18 protein-coding genes are annotated in these 21,481 nt (G+C 70.3%); 8 read left to right on the forward strand and 10 right to left on the reverse strand.

Annotated elements, in window-relative coordinates; genetic code table 11:
- Positions 1–47: 47 nt before the first annotated feature.
- Positions 48–2,621, reverse strand: coding sequence for a DNA mismatch repair protein MutS (mutS, locus tag H0E82_RS14470; protein WP_180546136.1), 2,574 nt, complete (start codon positions 2,619–2,621; stop codon positions 48–50).
- An 831-nt stretch (positions 2,622–3,452) separates the two neighbouring features.
- Between mutS and H0E82_RS14475 the strand changes: the two genes are divergently transcribed.
- The 3 genes from H0E82_RS14475 to H0E82_RS14485 all read left to right on the forward strand — a co-directional run bounded on the left by H0E82_RS14475 (position 3,453) and on the right by H0E82_RS14485 (position 8,327).
- Entirely contained in the window at positions 3,453–6,005 is a 2,553-nt protein-coding gene (locus tag H0E82_RS14475; RefSeq protein ID WP_180546137.1) for a TonB-dependent receptor, read from the forward strand.
- 121 nt (positions 6,006–6,126) lie between these two features.
- Positions 6,127–6,639, forward strand: coding sequence for a CinA family protein (locus tag H0E82_RS14480; RefSeq protein ID WP_180546138.1), 513 nt, complete (start codon positions 6,127–6,129; stop codon positions 6,637–6,639).
- Positions 6,639–8,327 (forward strand): ABC1 kinase family protein, encoded by a 1,689-nt coding sequence (locus H0E82_RS14485; protein WP_180546139.1) that lies wholly within the window; start codon positions 6,639–6,641, stop codon positions 8,325–8,327. Before H0E82_RS14480 ends, H0E82_RS14485 begins: the two co-directional genes overlap by 1 nt.
- A gap of 11 nt (positions 8,328–8,338) precedes the next feature.
- On the opposite strand, the gene H0E82_RS14490 is transcribed toward H0E82_RS14485, so the two are convergent.
- Together H0E82_RS14490 and H0E82_RS14495 are read right to left on the reverse strand one after the other, a co-directional pair.
- Positions 8,339–9,565 (reverse strand): endonuclease/exonuclease/phosphatase family protein, encoded by a 1,227-nt coding sequence (locus H0E82_RS14490; protein ID WP_180546140.1) that lies wholly within the window; start codon positions 9,563–9,565, stop codon positions 8,339–8,341.
- An 8-nt stretch (positions 9,566–9,573) separates the two neighbouring features.
- On the reverse strand, positions 9,574–10,323 hold the full coding sequence (locus tag H0E82_RS14495) for an arginyltransferase (protein ID WP_180546141.1): 750 nt from the start codon (positions 10,321–10,323) through the stop codon (positions 9,574–9,576).
- 149 nt (positions 10,324–10,472) lie between these two features.
- Between H0E82_RS14495 and H0E82_RS14500 the strand changes: the two genes are divergently transcribed.
- Complete coding sequence (locus H0E82_RS14500; RefSeq protein WP_180546142.1) at positions 10,473–11,123, forward strand: EF-hand domain-containing protein; 651 nt, start codon at positions 10,473–10,475, stop codon at positions 11,121–11,123.
- Between the two features lie 180 nt (positions 11,124–11,303).
- On the opposite strand, the gene H0E82_RS14505 is transcribed toward H0E82_RS14500, so the two are convergent.
- From H0E82_RS14505 to H0E82_RS14520, 4 genes are all read right to left on the reverse strand, one after another.
- Complete coding sequence (locus tag H0E82_RS14505) at positions 11,304–12,485, reverse strand: RNA polymerase sigma factor (protein WP_180546143.1); 1,182 nt, start codon at positions 12,483–12,485, stop codon at positions 11,304–11,306.
- Between the two features lie 79 nt (positions 12,486–12,564).
- Positions 12,565–13,398, reverse strand: a complete 834-nt coding sequence (locus H0E82_RS14510) for a hypothetical protein (protein WP_180546144.1) — start codon at positions 13,396–13,398, stop codon at positions 12,565–12,567.
- A complete protein-coding gene (gene tesB / locus H0E82_RS14515; protein ID WP_180546145.1) occupies positions 13,398–14,285 on the reverse strand; it encodes an acyl-CoA thioesterase II in 888 nt (295 codons plus the stop codon). The genes H0E82_RS14510 and tesB overlap by 1 nt, the downstream gene beginning before the upstream one ends.
- 83 nt (positions 14,286–14,368) lie before the next feature.
- A complete protein-coding gene (locus H0E82_RS14520; RefSeq protein WP_180546146.1) occupies positions 14,369–14,938 on the reverse strand; it encodes an N-acetylmuramoyl-L-alanine amidase in 570 nt (189 codons plus the stop codon).
- A gap of 23 nt (positions 14,939–14,961) precedes the next feature.
- Here H0E82_RS14520 and H0E82_RS14525 point away from each other — a divergent pair, with 23 nt between their 5' ends.
- From H0E82_RS14525 to H0E82_RS14540, 4 genes are all read left to right on the forward strand, one after another.
- Positions 14,962–15,462 (forward strand): MOSC domain-containing protein, encoded by a 501-nt coding sequence (locus tag H0E82_RS14525; RefSeq protein WP_235974324.1) that lies wholly within the window; start codon positions 14,962–14,964, stop codon positions 15,460–15,462.
- Positions 15,463–15,464: 2 nt separating this feature from the next.
- On the forward strand, positions 15,465–15,989 hold the full coding sequence (locus H0E82_RS14530) for an alpha/beta hydrolase (protein WP_180546586.1): 525 nt from the start codon (positions 15,465–15,467) through the stop codon (positions 15,987–15,989).
- Between the two features lie 120 nt (positions 15,990–16,109).
- Complete coding sequence (gene rlmKL / locus H0E82_RS14535; protein ID WP_180546148.1) at positions 16,110–18,314, forward strand: bifunctional 23S rRNA (guanine(2069)-N(7))-methyltransferase RlmK/23S rRNA (guanine(2445)-N(2))-methyltransferase RlmL; 2,205 nt, start codon at positions 16,110–16,112, stop codon at positions 18,312–18,314.
- A gap of 121 nt (positions 18,315–18,435) precedes the next feature.
- A complete protein-coding gene (locus tag H0E82_RS14540) occupies positions 18,436–19,290 on the forward strand; it encodes a pirin family protein (RefSeq protein WP_180546149.1) in 855 nt (284 codons plus the stop codon).
- Positions 19,291–19,369: 79 nt separating this feature from the next.
- Here H0E82_RS14540 and H0E82_RS14545 read toward each other — a convergent pair whose 3' ends face one another.
- The 3 genes from H0E82_RS14545 to H0E82_RS14555 form a co-directional block, all read right to left on the reverse strand.
- On the reverse strand, positions 19,370–19,822 hold the full coding sequence (locus tag H0E82_RS14545; RefSeq protein ID WP_180546150.1) for a hypothetical protein: 453 nt from the start codon (positions 19,820–19,822) through the stop codon (positions 19,370–19,372).
- Between the two features lie 85 nt (positions 19,823–19,907).
- The gene (locus H0E82_RS14550; RefSeq protein ID WP_180546151.1) at positions 19,908–20,771 is read right to left on the reverse strand and encodes a pirin family protein; all 864 of its coding nucleotides are present in this window, start codon (positions 20,769–20,771) and stop codon (positions 19,908–19,910) included.
- 89 nt (positions 20,772–20,860) lie between these two features.
- Complete coding sequence (locus H0E82_RS14555; protein ID WP_180546152.1) at positions 20,861–21,367, reverse strand: DNA-deoxyinosine glycosylase; 507 nt, start codon at positions 21,365–21,367, stop codon at positions 20,861–20,863.
- Between the last annotated feature and the right edge of the window lie 114 nt (positions 21,368–21,481).

The following is a 21,481-nucleotide window of genomic DNA, read 5'->3' on the forward strand; positions in this document are numbered from 1 at the left end:
CCGGGGCTATCACCTGACGCGACCGGCCATCCAAGGCAATGCGCGCGCTACATCAGCGATCGGATGCGGTACAACGCCTCGAGCGCCTGCTTGGGCGTGAGCTCGTCCGGGTCCAGGCCCGCCAATGCTTCGAGCGCCGCCGAGGACGGCGCGAACAGTCCGATCTGCTGCGGTGCGTCCAGCGTCTCGGCCGACAGCGGTGCGGCGGCCGGTGCGTCGTGGCGACGCTGCTCGAGTTCGGCCAGTCGGGCGCGCGCGTCGCGCACCACCTGCCGCGGCAATCCGGCGAGCGCCGCCACCTGCAGGCCGAAGCTGCGATCCGCGGGCCCGTCCTTGACCGCGTGCATGAACACCAGTGTCTCGCTGCCCTGGCGGTCGCGGTGCTCCACGGCATCGAGATGCACGTTGGCGATGCCGCTGCCCGGCTGGGCCAGCGCGGTGAGTTCGAAATAGTGCGTCGCGAACAGGGTGTAGCTGCGGTTGTGGCGAGCCAGATGCCGGGCGCAGGCATCGGCCAGCGCCAGGCCGTCGTAGGTCGAGGTGCCGCGGCCGATCTCGTCCATCAGCACCAGCGAGCAGTCGGTGGCGTGGTGCAGGATGTAGCTGGTCTCGGCCATCTCGACCATGAAGGTCGACTGGCCCCTGGCCAGATCGTCGCCGGCGCCGATGCGGGTGAGGATGCGGTCGATGGGCCCGATCACCGCCCGCGACGCGGGCACGAAGCTGCCGATGTGCGCCAGCAGCACGATCAGCGCGTTCTGCCGCATGTAGGTGCTCTTGCCGCCCATGTTCGGGCCGGTGATCACCAGCATGCGCCGCGCGTTGAACGCGTCGCCATCACCGAGCACCAGGTCGTTGGGCTCGAACGGTTCGCGGCGCACCGCTTCGACCACCGGGTGGCGGCCGCGCTCGATGCAGATGCCCGGTGTGGCCTGCAGCTGCGGCCTCGACCAGTCCAGTGCCTGTGCGCGCTCGGCGAAGCACGCCAGCACATCGAGTTCGCTCAGCGCACCGGCGCATTGCTTGAGTGCATCCACGCGCGCACCCAGCGCATCGAGAAGCTGCTCGTACAGCAGCCGTTCGCGGGCCAGCGCACGTTCGCGGGCCGACAGGACCTTGTCCTCGAACTGCTTGAGTTCCTCGGTGATGTAGCGCTCCGCGTTGGTTAGTGTCTGGCGACGGGTGTAGTGGGTGGGGGCCCTGGCGGCCTGCGCCTTGGAGATTTCGATGTAGTAACCGTGGACGCGGTTGTAGCCGACTTTCAGCGTGGCGATGCCGCTGGCCTCGCGTTCGCGCGTCTCCAGATCCACCAGGAACCGGTCGGCGTTCTCGCTGAGCCTGCGCAGTTCAGCCAGTTCGGCATCATGGGCATCGGCGAAGACGCCGCCGTCGCGGGCGAGGACCGGCGGCTGCTCGACCAGAGCCGAAGCCAGCAATACGGCTTCGGCGGCATGTTCACCGAGGCTGTCGTGCAAGGTGCGCAGTCGCGGCGAGTCGAGGCCGGCGAGCATCCCTCGCACGTCCGGCAGCAGGGCCAGGCCGTCACGCAGCGTGGAGAGATCGCGCGGCCGCGCCGAGCGCAGCGCGATCCGGGTAAGCACCCGTTCGAGGTCGCCCAGGGCGCGGAAGCGTTCCCGCAGATCCGTATCGCCGCCGGATTCCTGCAGCGTGGCGACCGCATGCAGACGTTCGTCGAGCACGCCGCGATCGCGCAGCGGCCGATGCAGCCAGCGCCGCAACAGCCGCCCGCCCATCGGCGTGATGGTGGAATCGAGTACGCCGAGAAGGGTATGACGGGTGTCGCCGTCGACCCGCGTATCCAGCTCCAGATGCCGCCGGGTCGCGGCATTCATCGCGATCGCGCCGTCGCCGCTTTCCACCGCGATCGAAGTCAGATGCGGCAGGCGCTGTTTCTGGGTCTCTTCCACATAGCCCAGCAGCGCACCCGCGGCGGCGATCGCGAGCGGGCGCTCTTCGATGCCGAAGCCGCTCAGATCGTGCAGCCCGAAGAACTGCAGCAACTGGCGCCGGCCCGAGTCCGCGTCGAACAGCCACGGTGGGCGTCGGCGCGCGCCGCTGCGCTCGCCGAGAAAGGCCGGCCAGCCGTCCTCGTCGGGCACCAGCAGCTCGGCCGGGTCCAGGCGCGCGATCTCCGCTTCCAGCGCATCGACATTCGCGCAGTCGCACACCAGGAAGCGGCCGCCCGCCAAATCCGCCCAGGCGAGGCCGTACTGTCCCGCGCGGTTGCGTGCCACCGCCATCAGCAGCGTGTCGCGACGTTCCTGCAGCAGGGCCTCGTCGGTGACCGTCCCGGGCGTGACGATGCGTACCACCCGGCGCTCGACCAGCCCCTTGCTGGCGGCGGGGTCGCCGATCTGTTCGCAGATGGCCACCGACTCGCCCAATGCGACCAGTCGCCCCAGATAACCCTCGGCCGCGTGGTGAGGCACGCCCGCCATCGGAATCGGTGCACCGGCGGAGTTGCCGCGCTGGGTGAGAGTGATGTCGAGCAGCCGCGCGGCCTTGCGCGCATCGTCGTAGAACAGCTCGTAGAAGTCGCCCATCCGGAAGAACAGCAGCACGTCCGGGTGCTCCGCCTTGGCAGCGAAGAACTGCTGCATCAGCGGCGTGTGCTGGGGCGCACCCGGTGGAGGGGCGGCGTTGCGGTTCGGATTGGATGCTTGCAAGGGGTCCAGCCTGTGACGGGCCTCGACGGCGCACCGGGGGCGACGGGCCGCAAGGGCATGCGGGCATGCGCGCAGCCTGCGGGTGTCCGGGCGTGCCACGCGGCGCGGCCGCCAAGTTTAAGCGACCACCGGCGTGCCGTGCCGCGCGTCGGCCCGAGCGAGGCGGTGGCCGCGCGCTACGTTCGCGAGCGGCCGCCGGACGGGCTCGATTCCGACCGGCCCGGCGGCGCGCGAATCACGCGGGTGCCGGCCGCGCCGACGACGCCGGCCGTCCTGCCGGCCCGCCCACATGCCGGCGGCGCGCCGCGTGTTCGGGCCGCGCACCGCGCGGCGGTCGTCACCGGCGTTGAGGGCCCGGTCTGCCGGCGCCAGCCGGCAGCGGCGGGCGAGCGGGTCCGCCGGATGTGGACGCATCGCATTCCTCGGGTGCGCCCGCCGGGCCTCGTCAGCGCGTCGGCGGGCGACACCGAGCACCCGGTTCCAGCACGCCGATCCTGCCTCGTCCCGGCGCCGCCGCGGCGTTCCGGTCGGGCCCGCACAGCCGCCTCGGGACAGGCCGAACGGCACCGCCGCGACGTCCTCGGCATGTCGTCCATACGCCATACGCGCACGTCTGGAATTGTGTTAGGTTTCCGTCAAGACAAGCGATTGTCGGCTCCTGGTCATGTCCCCCACGCACGACCGGAAGCGGAGATCCGCGATGGCCTCGGGCCGTCGTGGCGCGGGCGTTCCGGAATCAAACACAACGCATTTGGGGGACTATCAATGGATCCACGTTATCTGCAGCGCCGCCTGCTCACGCGCGCGGTCGTCATCGCGCTCGCTTCGACCGCCATGCCCGCGCTGGCGCAGTCGGTTCCCGCCACCGACGAGGCACCCACCACCCTGGCGGGGATCACTGTCACCGCCCAGAAGCGCGAAGAAGCGCTCCAGGACGTGCCGATCGTCATCAACGTGCTGCCCGAGCAGCTGTTGCAGGACACCGGCGTGCGCGACATCAAGGATATGCAGGTGCTGGTACCGGGTCTGACCGTCACCAGCACCCAGTCCGCCGCGCAGACCACCGCGCGCATCCGCGGCATCGGCACGGTGGGCGACAACCCGGGCCTGGAGTCCTCGGTCGGCATCGTCATCGACGGTGTCTACCGCGCGCGCAACAGCGTCGGCTTCGGCGATCTCGGCGAGATGGAGCGCATCGAGGTGCTCAAGGGACCGCAGGGCACCGTCTTCGGCAAGAACACCTCGGCCGGCGTGATCAACGTGATCACGCGTCGCCCGAGCTACACCCAGGCGCTCGAGGGCGAGGTCACGGTCGGCAACTACGGCCTGATGGGCGTTTCGGGCTCGTACAACGATGCGCTCGGCGACAATGCCGCGTTCCGCATCTTCGCGACCAAGCGCACGCGCGACGGCGTCGACAACGTGGTCACCGCCGGCGGGCCGCGCCGCGAGACCGAGGACGGCGACCAGAACTACCACTCGATGCGTGGCCAGCTGCTGCTCGAGCCCACGTCCAACCTCAACATCAACTTCATCGCGGACTACACCAGCCGCGAGGAGAACTGCTGCGTCTCGGTGACCACGCAACGCGGCCCGACCTCGCCGATCATCGATGCGCTGGCGCCCGGTGGCCAGGGCATCATTCCGGTGGTCGATCTCGACCGCCGCCTGGCCTACGCCAACCGCACCACCGAGCAGGACCTGAAGGACAAGGGCGTCTCCGCCGAGGTCAACTGGACGACGCCATGGGCCAACGAGGCGGTGCTCACGTCGATCACGGCCTTCCGCGACTGGAAGGCGATCACCAGCATCGATTTCGACTACAGCGGCGCGGACATCCTCTACCGCCCGCCGAACGAGGACGATTCGCTGGTGAAGTTCGAGAACTTCAGCCAGGAGCTGCGCCTGACCGGGTCGAGCGACCGCGTCGACTGGATGGTCGGCCTGTTCTATTCCGACGAGGATCTGGGACGCAACGATTCCTACTTCTTCGGCGCCGCCTACGAGCCTTATCTCTCCACCGCGGTGGCCTCCCAGGTGCTGCCGGCACTCGCAGCGCAGCTCGCGCCGCGCGGTCTGACGGTCAACACGGCCAATCCGGCGCTCTTCCTGTCGCAGGTCAGCGGCCGGCCCTTCGGCACCAACTTCACGGGACAGGGGGCGCGTGACCGGTACGAGCAGAACGCCAAGAGCGCGGCGATCTTCACCAACAACACGTTCCACGCCACCGATGCGCTCGACGTCACTCTCGGACTGCGTTACACCCGGGAGAAGAAGACGCTTCAGTCGGACTTCGCCAATCCGAACGGTGCCCAGGGTTGCGCGGCCACGCTGGCCAATCCCGCCGCGCGCGTCGGCGGCGCACTGGCGCAGCGCATCAACGGCTTCGGCAGCCTGCCGCCGGCCCTTCAGCAGCAGCTGCTCGCCGGTCTGGTGCCGGCCATCGCGCCGCAGGTCGCCGGCTTCATGTGCCTGCCGTGGGCGAACATCGCGCACAACGGCCGCAGCACCTACCAGGAACGCACCGAGAAGGAATGGTCCGGCACGCTGAAGGTCGCCTACGACTGGACCGACGACGTGATGACCTACGTGTCGGCTTCGCGTGGCTACAAGGCGGGCGGCTTCAACCTCGACCGCGTCCAGGTCGGCATCACGCCGCAGGACGACACCGCGTTCGCCGGCGAGTTCGTCGACAGTTACGAGCTGGGCCTGAAGACCAACTGGGCCGATGGCAACCTGCTGCTCAACGCCGCGCTGTTCCACCAGACCTACGAGGACTTCCAGCTCAACAGCTTCCTCGGCACCGCGTTCGTGGTCCGCTCGATCCCGAAGGTCACGTCGCAGGGTATCGACGCCGAAGTGCTGTGGCAGACCCGCATGCCGGGCCTGATGCTGCAGGGCGGCCTGACCTACGCGGAGACCGAATACGGCAACGACATCGTGCCGGACCTGCCGCTGCTTCCCGGCAACCAGATGAGCTTCGCGCCGAAATGGTCGGGCAATGCGTCGGCCACGTACGCCTGGGACATCGGGTCCAACCTGCAGGGCCGTTTCAACATCGGCGCGAAGTACATGTCCGAGTACAACACCGGCTCCGACCTCAAGCCGGAGAAGATGCAGGACGCGTACACCGTGATGAACGCCAGGCTCGGCTTCGGCCGGCAGGACCAGCGCTGGATGCTCGAGGTCTGGGGCCAGAACCTGACCGACGAGACCTACAAGCAGGTGGGCATCGATGCGCCGATCCAGACCGGTTCGTTCAACGCGTTCCTCGGTGCGCCGCGGACCTACGGCATGACGCTGCGCCTGCGCTACTGAGGCCGCGCAGGCGTCGGGAGTGACGGAGGCGGGCCGGAAACGGCCCGCCTTTTTCGTGCGCACGCGGGCCGCGGGTCCGGGTTTTGCGGTACAACGGCAGGCCCTTCGACGGGCATTGCAGATGAACCAGGCCGACATCCCGACCGACGCGGCGCTCCATGCGCTCGCTGCCGACACCGGCGCGCTGTTGCGTCGCCGCCACCATCGGCTGGTCACCGCAGAGAGCTGTACCGGGGGCTGGATCGCGAAGGCGGTCACCGATGTGGCAGGGTGTTCCGACTGGTTCGACTGCGGCATGGCCGCCTACAGCTACGAAGCCAAGCAGGCCATGCTGGGTGTCAATCCGCACACGCTGGAGACGCAGGGCGCGGTGAGCCGCGAGACCGCGATCGAGATGGTGTCCGGGGCGCTCGTCCATTCGGGTGCGAGCGTGGCGGTGGCGGTGACCGGAATCGCCGGGCCCGGTGGAGGGAGCGACGACAAGCCCGTGGGCACCGTGTGGATCGCATGGAAACGCCGCGGCGGGTATGCCGGCGCACGGCTGTTCCACTTCGGCGGGGATCGCGATGCGGTGCGCCGTCAGACCGTCGCGGCGGCGCTGCGCGGCCTGGTCGAGACCGTGGACGCGCCCTGATGTGGGACACGCTCGCGACCGTCCGGGACCTCGGGCGCGTGCAGGAGATCGCCTCGGTTCTCGTGCGCTACGGCTTCGGTGATCTCGTCCAGCGTATCGGCATGGCCGGTGCGCTCGAGCGTGCGGGACGCCTGCTGCACATCGGCGGCGCGGGCGAAGCCTCGGTCCTGCGCCTGTCGCCACCCGAGCGGGTGCGCCACGCCTTGCAGGACCTGGGGCCGACGTTCGTCAAGCTCGGGCAGGTGCTGGGCACGCGGGTGGACCTGCTTCCGCCGGACTGGATCGAGGCGCTCGGCCGCCTGCAGAGCCGGGTGCCCGCGGCGGCGATCGGGGCCGTGCGCGCCCAGCTGGAAGCGGATCTGGGCGATGCGCCGGAACGGGTCTTCGCACGGTTCGACGAGACCCCGCTGGCGGCCGCGTCGCTGGCTCAGGCGCATCGCGCCTGGCTGCACGACGGCACGCCGGTGGTGCTCAAGGTGCGCAGACCGGGCATCCGCGAGGTGGTGGAGGCGGACCTCCGGCTGCTCGCGCGGCTTGCGGAGATCGTCCAGGCCCGGGCGCCGGACCTGCGCCGGTACCGACCCGTCGATGTGGTCCACCAGTTCGAAAGCTCGCTGCGCAACGAGCTCGATTTCGCGCGCGAGTGCCGCAACGCCGAGCGCATCGCGGGGCAGTTCGCCGACGATCCGCGCATCCTGGTGCCGCGGGTGTACTGGCAATGGACCAGCGAACGCCTCAACGTGCAGCAGATGATCGATGGCGTCCCGGCCGGCGACATGGCCGCGATCGACGCGGCCGGTCTCGACCGCCACACGCTCGCGATGACCGGTGCCGACGTCGTGATGCGGATGGTCTTCGAACACGGTCTCTTCCACGCCGATCCGCACCCCGGCAACCTGTTCTTCATGCGCGACGGGCGCGTGGCGATCATCGATTTCGGCATGGTGGGACGGCTCTCGCCGGTGCTCCGCGAGCAGGTGGCGCGCCTGCTGCACGGGCTGGTGTTCCAGCAGCCGCAGGCGGTCTGCGACGTGCTGCTCGACTGGACCGACGATCCGGATGTCGACGAACTGCGCCTGCAGTCGGAAATCGACGGACTGGTCGACGAATACCGCGGCGTCCTGCTCAAGGATCTGAACCTGGGCGCGATGCTGGGCGACGTCACCGGCTTGCTGCGCCGGCACGGCCTGATGCTGCCGCCGGACCTCGCCCTGTTGATCAAGGCCCTGTTGACGCTGGAGGGACTCGGCCGGCAGCTCGATCCGGAGTTCGACATGACCGGCGCCGCCCAACCCTGGCTCGAGCGGCTGATGTGGATGCGCCACTCCCCGCGCGCACTCGCATCGCGCGGACGACGCTCCCTGAGCGGCGCGCTCGATCTGATGGCGGATCTGCCGCGCGACCTGCGGCGCCTGTTGCAGAGCGCGCGCCGCGGTCGGCTGCGCGGCCAGATCGAGGTGACCTCGCTCAAGGCCTTCGGCGACCAGCTCAACAGCGCCGCCAATCGCCTGACCATGGGCGTCGTGGTCGCGGCGCTGGTGATCGGTTCGTCGATCGTGATGAACAGCGTCAGCGGCGGCGCCGGCAACCGTTGGCTGATGGCTCTGGGTGTGGTCGGGTTCGTCAGCGCCGCCCTCGGCGGTCTCTGGATCCTGCTGTCGATCTGGCGTTCGGGCCGGCGTCGCTGACCCGCGGCAGGTCAGTCGCGGATCACGTCCACCCAGACGAGACGGTGATCGGTGCCGTCGACGATCGTGGCGTGGGGCGAGCTGGACGGAGGCCAGAACACGCCGCTGGCGACCGGACGCTGGCCCACCGACGGCAATACGTAGTCGATGCGCAGGTTGCCCACGCGCGGGCCGAACTGGCCCGTGTCGTGCGCCGCGGCGCCGCGGTGCACCGCATTCGCGCCCCCGTCGCGCGCGGCGGCCTCCACCGCACCCTCGCTGCGCGGCGTCGCCATGCGCAGCACACGTGGATGTTCCAGCAGGTCGACGATGGCGCCGTGTTCGCCCGAACCGTCGACCGGGTCGGCATTGAGGTCGCCGAGGATCACGAAGCGGGCGTCGCGCTCCAGCCCGCCACAGGTGCCTGCGTCGTCGCACTGCCAGTCGCGGGTGTCGGCGTCGGACAGATAGGCCGTCCAGAAACGGATCTCGTCGTGGTTGCGGGCCACGTTGCGCCGCTCCGGTCCGTCGAAGGCGGGGGGCGTGGGGTGCGAAGCCAGGATGTGCAGCCGGCCTTGCGGCGTGCGCACCGGCACGTCCCAATGCGATTTCGACGACAGCCGCAGCTGCGACCAGACGGCGTCCGGGTGGAAGAACCCGCCGGTCGCGGGATCGCGTGGCCGCATCGCGTCCGGCATCGCGCTCCACCTCAACATCTGGAAGGTGCGCGCCGCCGCTGCATCGATCGGATACCGTGACAGCAGCAGCATGCCGTACTGCCCCGGGTGGAGCCCGTAGCCCCATGCATCGTTGCCGCGGTCGCGCGCCTGGCCACCGACGCTGCCGCTGTTGTCGAGATCGAGTCCGCTCGGAACACCGGTGTTGACGGGGGCGAGGTAGCGGTAGGGATAGTGCAGCGCCGCCCCGCCGCCGGGCTGCGGACGCTCCAGCCACCGCGTCTGGAACATGTCCGCCGCACTGCCGTCGGCGACGTAATCGAATTCGTTGATCAGCACGATGTCGGGCCGCACCACCTGCAGGACGGCGGCCACCTTGCGCACGTCGTCATCGTCGCCCTCGAGCCGACGGAGCAGGCCCCCGGCCTCGTCGCTGTTGAGCGAGGCGTTGTACGTCGCGATGCGCAGTGCGCCCGCCGCGGGCGGCGTCGGCGCATGGTCTGCCGCCTCGTCGCCGCGGACCAGCCCGCGTGCGCAGGCAGCCAGCACCAGCAGCGACAGGAGCAGCAGACACCAGGCCATCGCGCGTCTCATCGCACGGCGTCCGCGAGCGGGCGCCAGTGGCGACCGTCGAAGCCTTCGAGCGGTTGGAAGCTGCGTTTGTAGTCCATCTTGCGGTGTCCTTCGATCCAGTAGCCGAGATACAGGTGGTGCCGGTCCTCGCGTCGGGCCCAGGCGATCTGCTGCAGGATCGCGAGTGTGCCGAGCCCGCGTGACACGAGATCGGGATCGTAGAAGGTGTAGACCGCGGACAGGGCGTCGGCGACGAGATCGGTGACGGCCACCGCGACCAGTCGCCCGTGCAGGCGCAGCTCCAGCAGGCGGCCCTCGTTCCAGCTGCCGATCAGGAACTGGTCGAACTCGCTCGCACCGTGGTCGTCCATGCCGCCGCCCGCGTGGCGCGCGGCGAGGTAGCGCCGGTACAGGGCCAGCCGTTCGGCGTTGCGCTCCGCCGCGACCACCCGGGTCTCGATGTCGGCATTCCGCGCCAGACCGCGTCGCTGGCTGCGGCTCGGCACGAACTCGCGCACCGGAATCCGCACCGCGACGCAGGCCTGGCAGCCGGCGCAATGCGGCCGGTAGACGATGTCGCCGGAGCGCCGGAAGCCCCAGCGCAGGGCCTGCGGATAGAACTGCGGCAGGCGTGCGTCGCGTGGATCGAGCACCAGGTCGCGGGCGCTGCGCTCGGGCCAGTAACCGCAGGCGTGCGCACCGGTGTGGAACAGGCGCATGTCGGCCGCGAGGTCGGCATCCGGATCGGGTCGGGCACTGTGCTGCATGCAGGCAGGATAGCGCCGGCGGTCGCAGGCATCGCGACACGGGCGGCCGTCCACCAGCTGAACCCGTGCGCCCGGCGGTCAACGGCCCGCGCGGTCCGGACGTTGATCCCTGCACTGGCGGCGCGGTGCCGCATCACAGGACACACACCATGCAGACGAAACTCCTGACCGCTGCGACCGTCGCGGCGCTTTCCATCACCTTCGCGGGGGCATCGCTCGCCCAGTCGACGGGCGCGACGGGTGCGCAGACCGAATCCGCGAAGACCGGCGCGCAGCGCGGGTACGGACACCGCGGCGCGATGGGCAGCCCGGTGGATGCACTGGCGCGATTCGACACCGACAACGACGGCCGTATCAGCCGCGCCGAGGCACAGGCTGCGCAGCAGACGATGCAGGCGCGTCGCGATGCCGCGCGTGCCGAGCGGCCGGCACGCGACGGCACGCGGCGTGCCGACAGCGGCGCCGGCTCACCGCGAGGCGGCAAGGGCGGGGCGCAGGGCGGGCGCGGTCTCGATCTGGTGGCCGACTTCGATGCGATCGACCGCAACCGCGACGGCCATCTGACCCGCAGCGAACTGCGCAGCTGGTTCGAAGCGAAGGCGGTGGAGCGACGCGCCGAAGGCGAGCGCCGGTTCGAGGCCAGGTTCCGCGAGGCCGATCTGAACAACGACGGCAGGCTCAGCCGGGTCGAGGTGTCCGAGAAGATGCCGCGCCTGACCGACCGTTTCGCATGGCTCGACGAGAACCGCGACGGCTTTCTGAGCCGCGAGGAACTGCGCGCCGGGCGACCTCAGCGCTGAAGCATCGCCCACGCTGAACGAAGCCGCGCCTCGCGCGGCTTCGCTTTCGTGAACTCCGGACTTCCGCGCCTCCGCAATCATCCATCCGATCCGGATTCACCGATGCGGCTTGGGAGAGCTGCAGCGCGGTCGCGCATCACCGGAGGTCTGCGCACGCGAGGCGATTTCAGACCTGCGGGCTCACGCCTTCTGCAGGTACAGGATCAGCAGCGCACCCAGCACGCCGAGGTTGGTGATGATCAGACCGCTGGGTCCGAACATCAGGCGATAGGCGAGTGCGCGCCTGGCCGCACCTGCCGGGTCACGCGCGGCATCGCGTGCGAGCAGCGGGTTCATCAGCCGCGGAAGGCTGGTCAGCAGCGGATAGTTGTAGACGAGCATCAGGAGGAGACCGGACGCGGCAGCCCACGTCGACGGCAGCACGCCCCTCCCGACGAAGAAGCCGACCGGAAACATGATAGCCAGCGCGAGCAGGCCGCCGCCGATGAACCACCGGTCGTAAAGCCGCAGAATGGCCCGTCGCTCGGCGTCGGTGTCCGCGTAACGCGCCACCATCTTCCGGCACAGCCATAGGGTCAGGCTGCCGAACAGGAGGCCGGCCCCGGCTGCACCGAACGCACCTGCGCTGCCGAGCGCGGCCTTGCCCGCGACCCCGCCGCCCATCGCGCTGCCTGCCGCGACACCGGCCAGCGTGCCGGCCGCGGCAGGTTTGGCGAACGCGGCAAGCCCGGCGGTCACGACCAGTGTGAACGCCGTGCCCGGCGCCGAGCTCTCGGCGAAGTCGCGGAAGCGTGCGACCAGGTCCTCGCGCAGGCTGCGCCGGGCGCGCGAGAGGCGCTTGCGCACGGCGGCGTCGGAAAGGCCCAGGAGAGCGGCGACCTGCTTCGAATTGCCGCCCTCGCGGTAATAAAGCAACAGCACCTCGCGGCTGTCGTCGGGCAGCTCGGAGATCAGGTCCGCGGCGACGCGTCCGGTCTCGTCATCGACGATGCGCTGCATCGGGCAACTGTCCGGATCGGCGGCCTGGGCGATCGCCAGTTCGGCGGTCTCCCCGGCCACCAGCCGATCGTGGCGCGCACGCAGGTGGTCGCGTGCCAGGTTGCGGGTGATCTGGCGCAGCCACGGCAGGAAGCTGGTCACGTTCTGCAGCCGGCCGAGTTGTTGCCAGGCCTTGAGATAGGCCTTCTGTGCGATGTCCTGGCTGGCGTGCACGTCCCGGGTGATGGCCAGCGCGATCGCGGTGGTCGCGTTCTGGCTCAGGTGGACGATGCGGCCGTAGGCCGCCTGATCGCCGGCGCGTGCGGCCGGCAGCTCATGGTGGATCCGGTCTTCGAGACTGGGGTCGGCGGCGATCGCGTGCATCGGGGAGCGTCCATTCGGCGGGTCACGACGGACAGGACGCGACGACCCGGCCGGATGTGACCGGCCCGCCGATGATGCCTCAGCCTGCGGGACCGATGCGCCAGTCGCGACCGGTGCGCGCGACGTCGAGCGTTCGGGTGGTCCGATCGACGGTTGCGGGCGCGCCCGTCGTCACGTCGACGGTGCCCACGCCCGAGCCGTCGGTCCGGTAGTTGGCGACCTCGATCGAGGCGGTGCCCGGGTCGGATTCGCCACCGCAGGCGGGACTTGCAACCACGCCCGGCGCATCCGCCTGCAGCCGGCCGAGCAGCGCGGCGTCGGGGGCGGCGCCGTCGATGCGGATGCAGGCCGGCCCGTCGAGGTCGGCCAGCTCGGCGAGCAGCACGGCTTCGGCCAGGGCCCGCGGCACCGGAATCCGGTTGACGCTGGCCTCGACCGTCGGCGGCGCCGCCTCGACACGCGGCGCGGGCGCGGGGGTGGGGCCGGAGCTCGTCGCGGCGACTCGCGCAGCGGTATCGGGGCGCGACATCCAGGACAGCGCGATCACCAGCGCCGCGCCGCCGAGCAGGGTGTAGCGGACCTTGGACGCGCGGCTCATGCCGCGGCGTGGCGTTTCCGCGCGCTCGGAGGCGAACACCAGGTCGTCCTGGCCGAGATAGCGCCGGGTCGAGGGCTGGTTCTGCAGCAGGCCGGCGCCGCGCAGCAGTTCGCGCGCACGCGTCTGGTCTTCGGCGCGGATCACCCACACCGCGGGTCGGGGTGCGCCGGAATCCTCGCGGTAGCTGAAATTGGCGCGCCGCTGCCCCTTGTAGGACCGGCCATTGGTGATGCGGACCTCGATCGACTCGGCACGCAGCAGCTCGGCGACCCGCTCCACGTTTTCCAGACGCGGACTGGTGAAGACCTGGCGCATCAGGCTGCCTGCACCGGCGCGGCATCCAAGGGCCGGGCGCGGATCATGCCCTCCTGCGCGGTGCTGGCCACCAGCCGGCCGGCGCGATCGAAGATCTGCCCCCGGGCCAGCCCGCGCGCGCCCTGTGCGCTGGGGCTGTCGAGCGAATACAGCAGCCAGTCGTCCACGCGGAACGGGCGGTGGAACCACAGCGCATGGTCGAGCGAGGCCATCTGCACGTTCGGCTGGTAATAGCTGATGCCATGCGGGAACGTCGCTGTGCCGAGCAGCTGGAAGTCGGATGCATAGGCCAGCAGGGCGCGATGCAGCGCGGGCGCGTCACCGACCGGCCCGGTGAGCCGGAACCACATCTGCTGGAACGGGGGGCGCTTGGGCGGCTTGAGCTCGTCGCGCGGATACACATGGCGGAACTCGAACGGTCCGCTGCGGTCGAGCCAGCGCTGCACTTTGACCGGCAGCTTCGCCAGAACCTCGGCGGGCAGTGGATCCTGCGGCTCGATGTCCTCGGGCGCGGGCACTTCCGGCATCGTCAGCTGGTGCTCGGCACCGGGTTCCTCTTCCTGGAACGACGCCGCGCAGAAGAAGATCACCTTGCCGTGCTGGATGGCCGTGACCCGGCGCACCGAGAATGAACCACCGTCGCGCGTGCGGTCCACGTCGTAGACGATGGGTGCCTCGACGTCGCCCGCGCGCAGGAAGTAGGCGTGCAGCGAATGGGCCGGACGCGGACTCGCCATCGTGGCCTGGGCCGCCGACAGGGCCTGGCCGAGCACCTGGCCGCCGAAGACGTATTTGGTGCCGATGTCGCGGCTCTGGCCGCGGAACAGGTTGTCCTCGAGGCGCTCGAGCGAAAGCAGGTCGATCAATTCTGAAACGGGGGGCGTCATCGCGAGCGGTCCGGCGGCGCGCCGGCTGGCGCTGCTGAGCGGCGATTATAGGTGGAGCCCCGCATCGCCCAGGCTTCAGGCGTTCAGCCGGTGATGCGCAGCAGCGGCACCCGGGCGAGCACCGCATCCCACGGGAAACGTGGGCCGGGATCGCGCTTGCGGGGCACGGTCGATCCGGGGTCGTCGCTTGCCGCGACGCGCGAGCTGTCGAGGTCCTCGTGCCCGGCGATGTGGCGCAGCGCCGGGAGCGACGCCCGCAGCTGCGTCAACAGCGCCACCAGCGCATCGATCTGCGCATCCGGATAGGGCTCGTCCATCGCCTGGTGCCGGCTGTCGTACCAGTGCGGGTAGCGCCCGCGGTTGACCAGTTCGATGCCGATCGAGCACGCGTTGCGGCCCTGGACGTGGTGGGCGATGCGCTCCGGCGGGACGTACTCGACAGTGCTGCCGTCGCGGTCGATGTACCAGTGGCCGCTGGCACCGGTGCCGGAGGGGTAGAGAATGCGCTCGCCGTACGCGCGTGCGGCAGCCAGATCCGGCAGCTCGGTGCAGTGGATCACGGCCAGCTCGATGTCGCCCGGGTCGCGCGGTGCGAGGCGCTGCACGTACGGCAGGGGCTGCGCGCGAGGCGGCCGGGGCGTCGGGTCGGGCATGGCGCGGATGCTAGCATTCACGGATGAGAAACCCTCCGCCAGATTCCGCGCTGCACGTCCTGATGACGCAGTTTCCGCGCGCCGGACGGCTCGAATGGATCGGCCTTCGCCCGGCGCGTGACACGCCGATGCAGGCGGTGCCGGACGCGGTCGCGCGCACCGGTGGCGGCCTGGCGGGCGATCGCTACGCCGGGGGCAGCGGCAAGCGCGGTGCCACCCTGATCCAGGCCGAACATCTGCCGGTGATCGCGGCGCTTTCGGGTCATGCGGAACTGGCACCCGCGACCTTGCGTCGCAATCTGGTGGTCTCCGGCATTCCGCTGATCGCGTTCAAGGGCCGCCGCTTCCGCATCGGCGACGTCGTGATGGAAGGCACCGAGCCCTGCGATCCCTGTTCGCGAATGGAACAGGCCCTGGGCCCCGGCGGCTACAACGCGATGCGGGGCATGGGTGGTCTGTGCGCACGGATCGTGAGCGGCGGTGCGCTGCGGATCGGCGATGCGGTCGAATGGATGGAGGCGTGAGCATGCGTGGCCACTGCATCCTGTCGCACGGATTCGAGAGCGGACCCGACGCGACCAAGGTCACCGCCCTCGGCACCGTTGCCGAGCGGCTCGGCTGGACCTGCGAGCGGCCGGACTACACCGATCTGGACGCGCGCCGCGACGTCAGCCCGCTCGGCGATGTCGGTGCGCGTCTCGAGCGACTTCAGCAGCTGGCGATGGCGGCGGCGGCCCGCGGTCCGCTGGTGCTCGCCGGCTCCAGCCTGGGCGCCTGGATCTCCGGCCAGGTCTCGATGCGCGTGCCGGTGGCCGGCCTGTTCCTGATGGCGCCGCCGGTCCGGCTCGATGCGGCGCATCCGCTGCAGGCGGCCGACGTGCCCGTTTCCGTCATCCACGGCTGGGACGACGAGCTGATTCCTGCAGCGGACGTGGTGGGCTGGACCGGGGCCCGTCGCGGTCGGCTGTTGCTGGTGGACGACGGCCATCGACTGGCTGCCCACGTCGATGCGTCGGCGCAGGCCTTCGGTGCGCTGCTGCAATCCCTCTGATCCGATCCCGTCCTGTGCCGCGCACGGCCGGCACGGCATGCGCACTTCGCCGACTGCGCCATCGCCGGCCAGCCCGCTGGCGGTGACGCCGGTGTTTTTCCGTCTTCGTGAAACCGACACATGAAATTCTTCGCAAGTTGCGCCAAGGGCCTCGAATACCTGCTCGTCGACGAGCTGCTCGCGCTCGGCTGCGCCCACGCCACCGCCACCACCGCGGGCGCCAACGTCGTGGGCACGCTGGAGGACGCGCAGCGCGCCGTGCTCTGGTCGCGACTGGCCAGCCGCGTGCTGTGGCCGCTGGCGGAGTTCGCGTGCGCGGACGAGGACGCGCTGTACACGGGCGCGCGTGCGGTGCCGTGGACCGAGCATCTCGATGCGTCGACGACGCTGGCCGTCGACGCGCACGTCTCGGGCGACGCGATCACCCACGCGCGCTATGCAGCCCTGCGGGTCAAGGACGCCGTGGTCGACTCGCTGCGCGAGGCCAGTGGCGCCCGGCCCGACGTGGACGTCGAAGCGCCCGACCTGTGCCTCAATCTCGTGGTGCGCAAGGGGCGCGCCATCCTGTCGGTGGATCTCGGCGGTGGACCCTTGCACCGCCGCGGCTGGCGGCGCGCACAGGGCGAGGCGCCGTTGAAGGAAACACTGGCTGCCGCCGTGCTGATGCGTGGCGGATGGCCGGCGCTCTACACCGAGGGCGGGGCTTTGCTGGATCCGATGTGCGGCAGCGGCACGCTGCTGATCGAAGGCGCGCTGATGGCTGCGGACGTGGCCCCCGGCCTGTCCCGCGATGCCGCCCGCCCGGGCGAGGCGCGCGCGCCCTCGCGCTGGCGCGGGTTCGACGCGACGGTCTGGGCGCGACTGGTCGACGATGCCAGCGCGCGCGAGCGCGTCGGGCGCGACCGTCTGCGCCCGGTGTTCTTCGGCCGCGATCTCGACCCGCATGCGATCCGCGCCGCGCGCGAGAACGCGACCGCCGCGGGGTTGCGCGACGCCATCGACTGGGCGGTCGGCGACGTCGCGGGTCTCGCCACGCCGGTGCCGCCCGCATCGCAGGAGACGGCCGATCTGGCCGATGCGATGCGTCGCGGGCTGGTGGTGTGCAACCCGCCCTATGACGTACGCCTGGCCGCCGATCCGGCGCTGTATCGCACGCTCGGCAATGCCTTGCGCCGCGCCGTGCCGGCCTGGCGCGCCAGCGTGCTGTGCGGCCATGCCGAGCTGGCCCGGGCCACGGGCATGCGCGCCAAAAAGAACTACCAGGTGTTCAACGGCGCCATCGAGTGCAGCCTGATCGTCTGCGATCCGGTGCAGCCGCCCGAACGTGCGACCGATGAAGCGGCAGTGCAGCTGTCGGAGGGCGCGACGATGGTCGCCAACCGGCTGCGCAAGAACATGCGCCGGCTCAAGTCGTGGCGCGAACGCGAGGACGTGCAGTGTTACCGCGCCTACGATGCGGACCTGCCGGAATACGCGGCCGCGATCGACGTGTACATCGCCTCCGACGACGGCTCGCCCGCAGGCAACCTGCTCTGGCTGCACGTGCAGGAGTACGCCGCGCCGGCGGAGATTCCCGAAGCCGTTACGCGCCGCCGCTTCAACGACGTGCTGGCCGCCGCGCGCGAGGTGTTCCGCGTTCCGCGAGAGCGCATCGCGGTCAAGACCCGCGCGCGCGGCAAGGGTGGCAGCAAGTACGGCCGCTTCGATGCCCGGCACGAGTTCCTTCTGGTGGACGAGGGTGCCGTGCGACTGCGGGTGAACCTGTTCGACTATCTGGACACCGGCCTGTTTCTCGACCATCGCCCGATGCGACTGCGCATCGCCGATGAAGCGCGCGACACCCGCTTCCTCAACCTGTTCGCGTATACCGGTGCGGCCACGGTGCATGCGGCGGTGGGGGGGGCGCGCAGCACCACGACGGTCGATCTGTCCGCCACCTACCTGCAGTGGTGCGCCGACAACCTCGCCGCCAACGGTGTCGGCGGCGCCCGGCACCGCCTCGTGCAGGCCGACGCGATGCAGTGGTTGGACGCGGAGACCGCGCAGTACGACCTGATCTTCTGCGATCCGCCGACCTTCTCGAACTCCGCCCGGGCGCGCGACTTCGATATCCAGCGCGAACATGTGCGCCTGCTTCGGGCAGCGGTGGCCCGCCTGGCGCCCGGTGGCGTGCTGTACTTCTCGAACAATTTCCGCCGCTTCCGCCTGGATACCGAGGCCGTGGCCGCATTCGCCGCCTGCGAGGACATCACCGCGCTCACCTTGCCGCCGGATTTCGAGCGCAACGCGCGTATCCATCGCGCCTGGCGCTTGACCGCACGTTGAGCATCGGCGGGACGGCGCCGCGCCCGCGGCGTGCGCAACCGTCCGTTCCGTCCATGCCACTGTCCCGCAGGGCGGGCCCCCGCATTCTGTTGGCGTCGTCCATTCGCCTGAAGGAACTGTCATGTCCACCCCTGTTACCAGCGCGCGGATCGTCCGCACCGTGCGTGGCACCCCCGCCAGCGACGGCGCGGGGGTCCGATTGACCCGGGTCATCGGCACGCAGCAGCTGCCCGATCTCGATCCCTTCCTGATGCTCGACGAGTTCGGCACCGATCGCGCCGAGGATTATCTGGCCGGATTTCCCGACCATCCCCATCGCGGCTTCGAGACCGTGACCTACATGCTCGACGGCCGCATGCGTCATCGCGACAACCACGGCAACGAGGGCCTGCTGGTGCCCGGCAGCGTGCAGTGGATGACCGCGGGCCGCGGTCTGGTGCACTCGGAGATGCCGGAGCAGGAGGCCGGTCGCATGCGCGGGTTCCAGCTGTGGATCAACCTTCCGGCCAGGGACAAGATGACCGCGCCCAGATACCAGGAGTTCGCGCCGGACGGCTTGCCGGTCGTCGTGGCAGGGCCGGGTGTCTCGGTCAAGATCATCGCCGGCGAGGTCGACGGTGTGTCCGGGCCGATCGCGCAGCCTGCGACAGATCCGCTCTATCTCGACGTCACCCTCGAGCCCGGCAGCACCTGGCGCTACACGCTGCCCCAGGGGCACAACGCCTTCGCCTATGTGTACGAAGGCGGACTCGACGTGGGCGAGGGCGAGGATGCGCGCGCGCTCGCCCAGCAGGAACTCGCCGTGCTCGGTGGGGGCGAGCGGCTGCAGCTGAAGGCCGGTACCGCGCCGACCCGACTGATCCTGGTCGCGGGTCGCCCGCTGCGTGAGCCGGTCGCGCGGCATGGCCCCTTCGTGATGAATACCCGCGAGGAACTGATGCAGGCGTTCGTGGATTTCCAGCAGGGCCGGTTCTAGACCTGCGAGGTAGTGCCCAGAAAAAAGGCCCGGCGACGCCGGGCCTTCTCGTCTCGCGCGGCGGTGCGCACCCGCGCCGTTACTTGCTGCCGAGCCGCACGTCCGAGAAGTGCAGCGCCTCGGCGTCCTGCAGGGTCCTGGCAAGCTGGGTCTCGTCGCTGGCGCGGACGATGATGTGCGCATAGTCGCCCGAAGGCAGCTCGAGCAAGGTCTCGCGCACCAGGGTGCCGGCAAGCAGATCGTTCTGCGGCGCATGCCAGTAGGTGCGTGTGCCATCGATGGTGACCCGGTCGCCGACGCGATCGGTACGCCGCGGCTTGAAACTCGCCTCACGCCCGATGGTGACCGCGAATGCCTGGCGGGCGCTGTCGCGTTCCACCGCGCGGCAGAACACGAAGCCGGGCCCCTGTTGGACCTCCCACTGGGCATTGCTGCCGGGCGGCAGTTGCGGACAGTCGGTGGCGGTCTGCGCCCGAGCAGGTCCGGCCCACACCAGCATGGCGGTCAGCGCCAGCAATGTCTTCTTGTGCATTGGTACGTCCCCCTAGAGTTCCCTCACGCCGCATTGACAATACGCCGGTTCGCGTGCTGCATCGCGGTAATTTGTGTGACGCAATTCACTTTTCGGGAAGCGGAATGAACTCGTGGTCCGCGGGAACCTTGCCGAACCTGCCGGCTTGCCAATCCTGTTTGGCTTGTTCGATGCGTTCGCGTGACGACGAAACGAAGTTCCACCACAGGTGTCGCGGCCCGTCCAGCGGCTCACCGCCGAAGAGCATGGCCTTGAGGGGCGTGCGTGCGCGTAGCGTCGCCGGGGCGCCCGGATCGAGCACGACCAGGTGGCGCGCGGGGACATCCGCGCCGTCGACCTGTGCATCGCCCTCGAGTACGTAGAGCGCGCGCTCGGCATGCGAGGGCGGAATCGCCAGCTCCGCGTCCGCATCGAGGTCGAGCGCGACGTTGAGGGTGTCGGCGAATACGCGTACCGGGGATTCCTCACCGAAGCCCCGACCCGCGATCACCCGCACCCAGGCGCCAGCGCGGCGGAACTGGGGCAGGGTGGACGCCGGATGGTGATGGAATCCGGGCGCCGTCTCTTCGTGCGCACGCGGCAGGGCCACCCAGGTCTGCATGCCGTGCAGCGGATGCTCGCCTTCGCGGAGCGTCTGCGGGGTGCGCTCGGCATGGGCGATGCCGCGCCCGGCGGTCATCCAGTTGACGTCGCCGGCAGTGATGTCCTGCGCGCAGCCCAGGGTATCCGCGTGATGGATCGTGCCTGACCACAGGAAGGTCACGGTGGCCAGGCCGATGTGCGGGTGCGGGCGCACGTCGATGCCGGCACCGCGCTCGAAGACCGCGGGACCCATGTGGTCGACGAACACAAAAGGGCCGACGCTGCGCGCCTGCAGGGTAGGCACCGCGCGGCGGACTTCGAAGCCGCCCCCCAGGTCATGCGTGCGGGGCTGGATGAGGGTGGTCATGGGAACTCCTGCGGCCGGACGAGCGCCCAGCATGCCTGCGGGCCCGCGGCCTCCGGCGCCCGCGTGCGGGACGATCCGTTGCGGGCGGCTCAGGGGGCGAGGCCCTCGCGCCACGCTGCCAGCTTGAGCTCCAGGGGCATGGCCGCGTGCGCCGGGCTGGTGGACGGCAGGCGCATGCAGGCAGGCGCGCCGGCCGGCAGCGGGGCGACGTGGCGGCGGTAGAGGGTCTCGGCCGCCGCGCCGTTGAACAGGATGCGGACGATGCCGGGATGTCGGGCCAGCAGGCCGCCGATGTCGTTGGCAACGACGCTGTCGCGTTCGATCTCTGCATCGAGACTGCCGGCACGCGTGCACTCCGCGGCCACGTCCCACAGCGCGATCCCTGCCCGCCGCAACCGGGCCAGCCGCTCGGCGTAGGGGTATCCGGGACCAGCGTCGACCAGCGTTCCCATGATCGGCCAGAACAGATTGCGCGGGTGCGCGTAGTAGCGCTCCGTATCGAGCGATGCCCGGCCGGGCATGCTGCCGAGGACGAGAACACGCGCGCCCGGGCCGACCACGGGTGGAAAGCTGCGTGCTCGAACGGGTTGCTTCATGCCGACGGATGATGCCGCACCCGGCCCGGCCCGAGGCAGGTGCCTCGGTTGCGCGGATGGCGCGGCGATCGACAGGGGCACGGCGGCGTGCGGGACGAGGCGTGGGCCGACGGG

Source organism: Luteimonas deserti, from assembly GCF_013425765.1.
Classification (GTDB): domain Bacteria; phylum Pseudomonadota; class Gammaproteobacteria; order Xanthomonadales; family Xanthomonadaceae; genus Luteimonas; species Luteimonas deserti.

Coding starts and splice junctions, on each gene's coding strand:
- H0E82_RS14500 (WP_180546142.1), top strand. CDS start 10,473: ATGCAGACGAAACTCCTGACCGCTGCGACCGTCGCGGCGCTTTCCATC.
- H0E82_RS14525 (WP_235974324.1), top strand. CDS start 14,962: ATGAGAAACCCTCCGCCAGATTCCGCGCTGCACGTCCTGATGACGCAG.
- H0E82_RS14505 (WP_180546143.1), bottom strand. CDS start 12,485: ATGCACGCGATCGCCGCCGACCCCAGTCTCGAAGACCGGATCCACCAT.
- H0E82_RS14550 (WP_180546151.1), bottom strand. CDS start 20,771: ATGACCACCCTCATCCAGCCCCGCACGCATGACCTGGGGGGCGGCTTC.
- H0E82_RS14510 (WP_180546144.1), bottom strand. CDS start 13,398: ATGCGCCAGGTCTTCACCAGTCCGCGTCTGGAAAACGTGGAGCGGGTC.
- H0E82_RS14495 (WP_180546141.1), bottom strand. CDS start 10,323: ATGCAGCACAGTGCCCGACCCGATCCGGATGCCGACCTCGCGGCCGAC.
- H0E82_RS14485 (WP_180546139.1), top strand. CDS start 6,639: ATGTGGGACACGCTCGCGACCGTCCGGGACCTCGGGCGCGTGCAGGAG.
- H0E82_RS14490 (WP_180546140.1), bottom strand. CDS start 9,565: ATGGCCTGGTGTCTGCTGCTCCTGTCGCTGCTGGTGCTGGCTGCCTGC.
- mutS (WP_180546136.1), bottom strand. CDS start 2,621: ATGCAGCAGTTCTTCGCTGCCAAGGCGGAGCACCCGGACGTGCTGCTG.
- H0E82_RS14475 (WP_180546137.1), top strand. CDS start 3,453: ATGGATCCACGTTATCTGCAGCGCCGCCTGCTCACGCGCGCGGTCGTC.
- H0E82_RS14530 (WP_180546586.1), top strand. CDS start 15,465: ATGCGTGGCCACTGCATCCTGTCGCACGGATTCGAGAGCGGACCCGAC.
- tesB (WP_180546145.1), bottom strand. CDS start 14,285: ATGACGCCCCCCGTTTCAGAATTGATCGACCTGCTTTCGCTCGAGCGC.
- H0E82_RS14520 (WP_180546146.1), bottom strand. CDS start 14,938: ATGCCCGACCCGACGCCCCGGCCGCCTCGCGCGCAGCCCCTGCCGTAC.
- H0E82_RS14555 (WP_180546152.1), bottom strand. CDS start 21,367: ATGAAGCAACCCGTTCGAGCACGCAGCTTTCCACCCGTGGTCGGCCCG.
- H0E82_RS14545 (WP_180546150.1), bottom strand. CDS start 19,822: ATGCACAAGAAGACATTGCTGGCGCTGACCGCCATGCTGGTGTGGGCC.
- H0E82_RS14480 (WP_180546138.1), top strand. CDS start 6,127: ATGAACCAGGCCGACATCCCGACCGACGCGGCGCTCCATGCGCTCGCT.
- H0E82_RS14540 (WP_180546149.1), top strand. CDS start 18,436: ATGTCCACCCCTGTTACCAGCGCGCGGATCGTCCGCACCGTGCGTGGC.
- rlmKL (WP_180546148.1), top strand. CDS start 16,110: ATGAAATTCTTCGCAAGTTGCGCCAAGGGCCTCGAATACCTGCTCGTC.